Annotated in this window: 8 protein-coding genes; 2 read left to right on the plus strand and 6 right to left on the minus strand. The window is 39.9% G+C overall.

The features are described 5' to 3' along the window. Positions 1–50 precede the first annotated feature (50 nt). From hisB to ACRCJ0_RS07740, 6 genes are all read right to left on the minus strand, one after another. Complete coding sequence (gene hisB, locus ACRCJ0_RS07715) at positions 51–629, minus strand: imidazoleglycerol-phosphate dehydratase HisB (RefSeq protein WP_431390082.1); 579 nt, start codon at positions 627–629, stop codon at positions 51–53. Further along, complete coding sequence (locus tag ACRCJ0_RS07720) at positions 619–1,659, minus strand: pyridoxal phosphate-dependent aminotransferase (RefSeq protein ID WP_431390083.1); 1,041 nt, start codon at positions 1,657–1,659, stop codon at positions 619–621. The genes hisB and ACRCJ0_RS07720 overlap by 11 nt, the downstream gene beginning before the upstream one ends. 3 nt (positions 1,660–1,662) lie before the next feature. After that, on the minus strand, positions 1,663–2,913 hold the full coding sequence (gene hisD / locus ACRCJ0_RS07725; RefSeq protein WP_417893374.1) for a histidinol dehydrogenase: 1,251 nt from the start codon (positions 2,911–2,913) through the stop codon (positions 1,663–1,665). Beyond that, entirely contained in the window at positions 2,914–3,522 is a 609-nt protein-coding gene (gene hisG, locus ACRCJ0_RS07730) for an ATP phosphoribosyltransferase (RefSeq protein WP_259799977.1), read from the minus strand. Continuing rightward, on the minus strand, positions 3,519–4,325 hold the full coding sequence (locus tag ACRCJ0_RS07735) for an ATP phosphoribosyltransferase regulatory subunit (RefSeq protein WP_417893373.1): 807 nt from the start codon (positions 4,323–4,325) through the stop codon (positions 3,519–3,521). Before ACRCJ0_RS07735 ends, hisG begins: the two co-directional genes overlap by 4 nt. Before the next feature lie 484 nt (positions 4,326–4,809). Then, a complete protein-coding gene (locus ACRCJ0_RS07740; protein WP_417893372.1) occupies positions 4,810–6,261 on the minus strand; it encodes an MFS transporter in 1,452 nt (483 codons plus the stop codon). A gap of 594 nt (positions 6,262–6,855) precedes the next feature. On the opposite strand from ACRCJ0_RS07740, the gene ACRCJ0_RS07745 reads away from it, so the two are divergent. Then, complete coding sequence (locus ACRCJ0_RS07745) at positions 6,856–7,233, plus strand: GntR family transcriptional regulator (protein ID WP_417893371.1); 378 nt, start codon at positions 6,856–6,858, stop codon at positions 7,231–7,233. After that, the coding region (locus ACRCJ0_RS07750) for an ATP-binding cassette domain-containing protein (RefSeq protein ID WP_431390084.1) at positions 7,226–7,432 on the plus strand (207 nt) is incomplete at its 3' end. The genes ACRCJ0_RS07745 and ACRCJ0_RS07750, both read left to right, overlap by 8 nt.

The raw sequence follows: 7,432 nt of genomic DNA on the forward strand, positions 1-7,432 counted from the left end.
CAATCAATATCCAACGACATGCCACTTATTCTTGATCAAAACACCCTGACTTATTGAATCAATCCTTTTGAGGATGGGACGCCACCGTCTGTTTCTTTCAAAGCGATTTTTAGGGCGCGGGCGAATGCTTTAAAAATGCCTTCGATTTCGTGGTGGGTGTTGCCGTTTTTCAATAGGTCAATATGTAGTGTCATGCGAGCGTTCATAGCTACGGCGTAGAAGAATTCTTTGACAAGTTCGGTATCAAAGGCCCCCACTTTTTCAGCTGAAAAGTTGGCGTCATAAACTAAGACTGGTCGGCCTGATAAGTCTAATACGACACGGGCTAAAGTTTCGTCCATGGGCAAAAAATATGATCCGTACCGTTCGTATGAAGGTTGGGCTTGGTAAAGGTCACGAATAGCTTCACCCAGTAAAATCCCGATATCTTCAGTGACATGGTGGTCATCAACCCAAGTGTCCCCCTTGGCTTCAACATATAAATCAAGGCCTGAATGGAAGGTAAATAGGGTTAACATGTGGTCAAGGAAGCCCACGCCAGAATTGATGGCTGTTTGTCCTGATCCATCCGCCTTAGCCAGGCCCAGCTTGATTTGCGTTTCTAAGGTATTCCGCTCTTTAATCTTCAATTTGTTCCCTCCATGCTTTGATTGTTGCCTTCAACTTGGGATATTCAGCTGAATCGATTACCGAATATCGCGCCGCATTTACCATTTTCCCATCTGCATACTTACGGCCAACGAAACCATTGTCCGCTAAATACTGGTCTAAATCTGGCACCAAATCGCCAAAGATAAACACGAAATTCGTTGCAGATGGAATTACAGTGACTAGATCAGCAACCTGGTTGAAAGCCTCCTGCAATTCCTGCTTGATATCGCGTTGGTAATTCACCCACTCATCCAGTCGATTGGTGTCCTCAAACAGCTTGCTGGCAAGGTTTAGCGACACACTATTCATAGGATAAGGGTGGTTAATCTCCTTCAACTTGTCGAAACGCGGCCCCTGCCCAAAAGCAATCCCGACCCGTAAACCCGCTACCCCATAAATCTTAGATAGGGTCCGGATAAATAGGACGTTATCATTATCTGGTCGTTGGTAGTCCTCGCCGAATTCAATATAAGCTTCATCGATGACAAAAGTGATTTCTCGATCTGCCGTTTCATCCGCTAATCTCTGTAAAAATTCTTCAGAAAACTGTTGGCCCGTAGGATTTTGCGGATTAGACAAGAAGAATAATGACGGCCTAAATTCATCTAAAGCGCTGATAATTGAGTCTAAATCAAAAGTAAAGTCCTTTTCACTCTCCACCTGGAAAAAGGGGAAGCCCAACTGGTTGGTATAATCCTGATACATAAAGAAATCAGGATCAACCGCCAAGACGCCGCCACGACCAAACTGGATAATCAATTTCTGAATCCACTCATCTGACCCGTTAGCAACAGCCACATTCTTTGGATCAAGTCCGGCGTAATTTGCATACGCCGCAATGAAATTAGCTTCTTCGTCTTCAGGATACTGGTTAAAAGGGGTGGCCAAGACTGCATCCACAATATCTTGATCTGACAAGGGACGAATGGGAGAGGTGTTGCGGTTCATGATAACCGCGTCCCCGTCTTGATTCACTTCAACCGTTTTTAAATAATCTTTGGTTTTCATAGCTTACCCTTCCTTTCGAATGACAATTGACTGAGCATGACAGTCTAATCCTTCAGCCTCAGCAATCGCTTGACCAGCAGGCCCAATGGCTTGATAGGTCGCTTTTGATGTATTGATAATGGCGTGTGAAGTCCGGAAATCATTGGCGGTTAAACCATGCGAGAACCGTGCAGTCCGACCAGTCGGTAAGACATGCGATGGCCCTGCCACATAGTCACCAATAGCTTCCATAGCGTAGTAACCTTTGAAAACAGCACCCGCATATTTGATTTGATCAACAATCTCATCTTGGTCCGCATGTTGAATGGACACGTGCTCTGGTGCAATATCATTCAAGACGCCGATCAATTGTTCTCTCGTATCACAGATTGCATAGTGGTTGTTTTTAACTGAAGCTTCAATAATATCCGCTCGTTTTTGGCTAGGTAACAAAGCTTGCATGCGGTCGGCTATTTTGCCAAGAAAATCTTCTGACTCACATAAGAGAAAAGTTCGAGCATCTTGGTCATGTTCCGCCTGGGCAAAAATATCGTAAACGATGGCATCAACCGGAATCGTTTCATCCACATATAAGAGGATTTCACTCGGCCCAGCAATGGCATCAATCGATACATCCCCGTTAACCAACCGTTTGGCAGTCGCCACATAGGCATTCCCCGGACCACAAATCTTATCCACTTGTGGAATGGTTTCAGTCCCGTAAGCCATGGCAGCAACAGCTTGCGCCCCACCAATCGCATACACGTTGTCCCGAATGCCACATAGGTATAAGGCTGCGAAAGTCACGGATTCTTCCGTAAAAACGGGCGTTGTCACTACCAAGTTTTCAACCCCTGCAACTAGGGCTGGCACCACCGTCATCAAAACCGTAGACGGGTACAAGGCCTTCCCCCCAGGAATATAAAAACCCGCGCTATTTAATGCCTTGTAAACATAAGAAATTTCTTCGCCCGGCCGGTCCGCATGTAAGCCACTGCGCTCATAGGTCTCAATCCGGTCTTTAGCAGTTTCTAGTGCCCTTTGTAAGGCTGGGTCTAAGTTGTCCCATGAGGCCTTCAACCGTTCAGCTGATACCTTGAAATCTGCCGCCTCCGCGTATGACTGCCCATCAAATTGGTTGGTATAGTCAATGACTGCCTGGTCCCCATTTGCCCGAACCGCTTGAATCATTTCCTGAACGGCTACCAACCGGTTTAGGTCCACTGTATCTTGATTCTTTGTGCTAAATGCCGCTTGAAATGCTGCTACATCCACTTATACCACCTCAATTTCTTGCATAAACTTGTAGATTTCCTTCTCTTTCGTATAGAATGACTGCTTGTTGGCAATCAGTCGTGCTTGTACCGGTAAAATGGTTTTGTACTCCTTAAGATCATTTTCCTTTAAGGTTGTCCCTGTTTGGACAATATCTACAATCGCATCAGCTAAGCCTAGAATCGGTGCCAATTCAACCGAACCATTTAAGAAAATTAAGGATACATCTTGCTTTTGTTGGTTAAAGTACTTGCGGGTAATATTTGGAAATGACGTGGCCACCACTTTGATATCGGATTCATCCAAGTTAGTAGGCCCGGCAATTGCTAGTCGACATTGACCAAATGGCAATTCAGACACGTTCAAGACATTAAATAACTTTTCAGCAATCGTGTCAGACCCTACAACACCCAGATCCGCAACCCCCTGCTCCACATAAGTAGGGACATCTTTTCCTTTTGCGAAAATGAATTTAACCCCGCCAACCTCACGGAAGAGATCACGACCACTATCTGTCAAGGCCTCCGCATAGTCATTTAAATCCTTATCTGCTAAAAATTTATTGAAAGCCTTGTAAACACGACCCTTTGCTAAAGCCACAGTAATCATAGAAATCCTCCTTTAGATAAATTCAATCCAATACCAAACCAGCCGTTAGCGTACTGTCCACCTGAGAAGATAGGTTTGGAATTCCCTTTTAAAAAGGCTTGGAAATAAAAGCCGTTGTAGTATTTTTGCGGCGACCGGAATGATAAATCAAGCACCATTTTGGTGTTTCGCTTTTCAAGCGTATCTTTAAGCAAATGAATCACAGCCATTTCCTCCGTATCGCCAAAGTCTTTCTTCACTAAATCAAATTGTGCTGATACCGGCTTAGCCATTAATCTATAAAAATAATGGTCCTTACCAATACTATTCCCCAAAGCCGACAAATTCTTTTCAATAACATACCCTTTAATTTCAGGTCCAAATGCAAACTTTTCCATATATTTGTCTAAGATTTCTTCATTATTTACAACAATCATATTGAAAGGCGTTTGGCTTACTTTTTCAACGAAATCCAGATGCAATTCAATGGTATTAGCCATTTGCGGCGCATTTGGTTCCACTAATTCAACACCCGCTTGATAGGTTGATTGGTGGTCTCTAACCATTGGACCGTAATATGCAAAATTGTCTTGTTGTAAATCATAAGCCTTCATGTAATTTAAAATTGACCGTGTCCAGTCACTTCGAATAGCATAAAGTTGTCCTTCTTTTTCAAAAACGATATTACTGGGATACTCTGCCTTATCGTCACCATCAAAAGGTTCTACCATATTTAAATCGATTAATTGAAAACCTGCATTTGATACTGTTTCAAGGTAATCTCTTGCAAGTGAAATTCGTTGTAATACGTATGATGTTGCCATGTTGCCCCTCCTTCAAAGGTTTAATATCATAAAAAAACGCCCTCAATCCATTTCTGGATCAAGGACGTCGAAACGTGTTCCCACCTTAATTTGTTATAAGCTCGCGCCTATAACCTCATTGACTAATCATTATAAAATTAGTCTAGCGATAACGGTACTACCGGACTAGGTGTCATTTGAGTAAAGGTGTGTCTTCATAGGAGACATTATCTGTTCACAGCGGCTACAGACTTTCTGGAAATGTTGATCCTATCTCTTATTCTTTACTATCTCTCACTTGATTATCCCAATATTAAAATGTTCAAATTAAAAAGTCAAGTAAATTCTAATAAAACTCTAATGATTAGTTTATTTCTAGCAAAATTTATAAAATTTAGTTTTTGCCTATCATGATTGTAAAAAAAGTAAATAATTAACTGATAAAAGGGTTGTGACGTTCTTAGTCACAACCCTTTTTTGTCAAAATTATGCTTGAAGAAAATAATTATCCTTTTCTTGCTGAAATTTGTGCTTGAACATCTATCATTTTTTGTTTATTTAATGGGTAACGCGAAATTAAGAATAATGCAATCGAACCAAGAATTGCTGGAACAATGATTAATAATGTTGTCCCTGCTGCGAATAAAGCTGGTGATAGCGCTTCATCTGGTCCTGGATAAGCATCTGTATAACCAATACCAATCATTAACCAACCGATTACAATTGGCGCTAAAGATGTAGAGATTGAGTCAGTTAGCGAGAATACCGTACCGATTAATCCAGATACGAAACGTCCTGAACGAGCAGTTTCATAGTCAGAGATATCCGCAGCCATGGTTAACACGACTGAAGTTGGGTAAGTCCCAGCAATCTTGAAACCTATATAGCCAATAGAGAATAGAATCATTGCCAACCCACCATTAGCAAATATTTCTCGTGTATCTGCTGCAGTGAATAAAATAACGCCCATTAGAGCCACAGAAGTTAACATGGTAATCAATGATAAGATATACGCATTTTTCAACGATGTCCGCGAAGCTACTGTTGTAAATGCCGCAACAATTAATAGGTTGGGAATAATTTGAATTAAACCTAAAGTACCAGAAATACCATAGTTTCCTAAGATAATACCAAAGATAAGGACTACAAATACTTGATCCCCAATTAAAGTAGTTAAGAATTTAACCAAGGCTGAAGTTAATGCAAGAATTTGCAGTGGACCGTTACCTTTGATGACTGACCAATAGTCTTTGATAGACTTCGTTTCAACTGTCGATTCCCCTAAACCAAAGAAGGCTTGATTATCTTTACGCGAAATACCAATCATCGCAAGAATCGTTAAAACAAAAGAAATCACACAAATACCGATAATAAATTCAGTAAAGAAGGCTAAGTTAAATTCACCACCATGGCGAGGAGATAACCAGTTAGCAACTACCATTTGACCCACTGAGAAGATACCGATTGAAGAAAAAATGGTGTCATAAACAGAAAATAAGGGTCTTTGTTTAGGGTTATTAGTTAATACGGGTTGTGCCGCTTTTGTGACTGTTTGTTGGAACGAATAAACAATTTTATGGAAAATAAGGGCCACAAAATATATACCATATTTCATCGAACCATCAAATTGATGGGTTGAGAATAACAAAGCAAATGATAATAGCAAACCAATATTTGAGATTATCATAATTGGACGGAACCGCCCCCATTTTGTATCAATATGGTCCATGATAACCCCAATCATAGGGTCAATTAAGCCATCAAATAAACGTGCCGCACCTAGTAATGAAGATACGGTTAAGGTTGCAAAACCTGCAACACCAGTTGCATAGTATGTTAAAAAGCCAAATGCGAATAAGTATAAGTTAGACGCAGAGTTATTCAATGAAAACAATGCGATTTCCCATTGCTTTGCATTATGATATTGCTCTTGTGGAGCATTTACATTTTGAGCCATTCTTTTCTTCCCCTTCTGTTGAACAACGATTAGTAACTGACAACATACGCTTCGCGAAAGCTAGTGTTTGAAGTATCCAAAAATGTAAACGATTGCAATTTTGTTTAAAAAAATTTATTTGCAAACTTCAAACTTTCAATATCGTTATTATACTTTTGGAAGAAACCGTTTACAATATTATTTTTAAAGCTATTCCCTTATTTTCCACTTGACTGTGTTACTGCAAAATAACATTGCGATTATTGAACAATATTTCTAATTTAGCAAAAAACATTGTGCTTTAAAAAGAGCGATATGATTGGTTGATTTCCTTTTTTTCACGTATTTTTCAAATTTAAATGTGAAAAATGTGAGATTTCCATAAAAACAATTTATGTATTTTATTAGTCTCAATAATGAATCATATCGGCAATTTATAGCGATTATAACTGTACACTTGTCAAATATTTCAACTTTTTCCTTTCTAAAAAATGCTTGAAAATATATTCATAATATTTTATTGACTTCTAAAGTGTATTAATCATATAATACAGATAACAAAGTGTATTAACCGAGTGATACAATTTTATTTTTTATTCAGAAAGGAGGGTCAACATGGTTGAGTTCGATAAACAAGCACCCATATACATTCAATTAGCCGACCATTATAAGGGGGAGATTGTTGCTAGTCGCTTGATGGCTGGGGATAAGTTACCCTCTCGTCGTGATATCGCTAAATCTTTTAAAATTAACCCCAATACTGTCCAGCGCGCATTTAAATCTTTAGAGGAAGAAGGGATTATTGTGTCAGAAGCCAATGTGCCGAGTCGAGTGACGGAAAACCAAATGATTATTCAACAATTAAAGCGTGATGCTTTGGAGCAGGCCATGTCAGTCTTCTATGATACGACCCAGGTCTTGAATATGGACCCGCATGAGATTGCCACTTACATGACAGAATATTTCCAAAAACGAGGTGAACAAGATGATTGAGATTGAAAAGGTGAATAAATTTTATGGGGCGAAGAAAATTCTCGAGGATGTATCTTTCTCGATTAAACCAGGAGAAATTACGGCTTTAATTGGGGAGAATGGGTCTGGAAAAACGAGTTTGATGAATGGTTTGATGAAGTTAACCCCAGTCGCTTCTGGTCAGTTTTTAATTGATGGTAAACCGATCGATTTTAATGAC

It is taken from the genome of Aerococcus sp. L_32 (assembly GCF_050689315.1).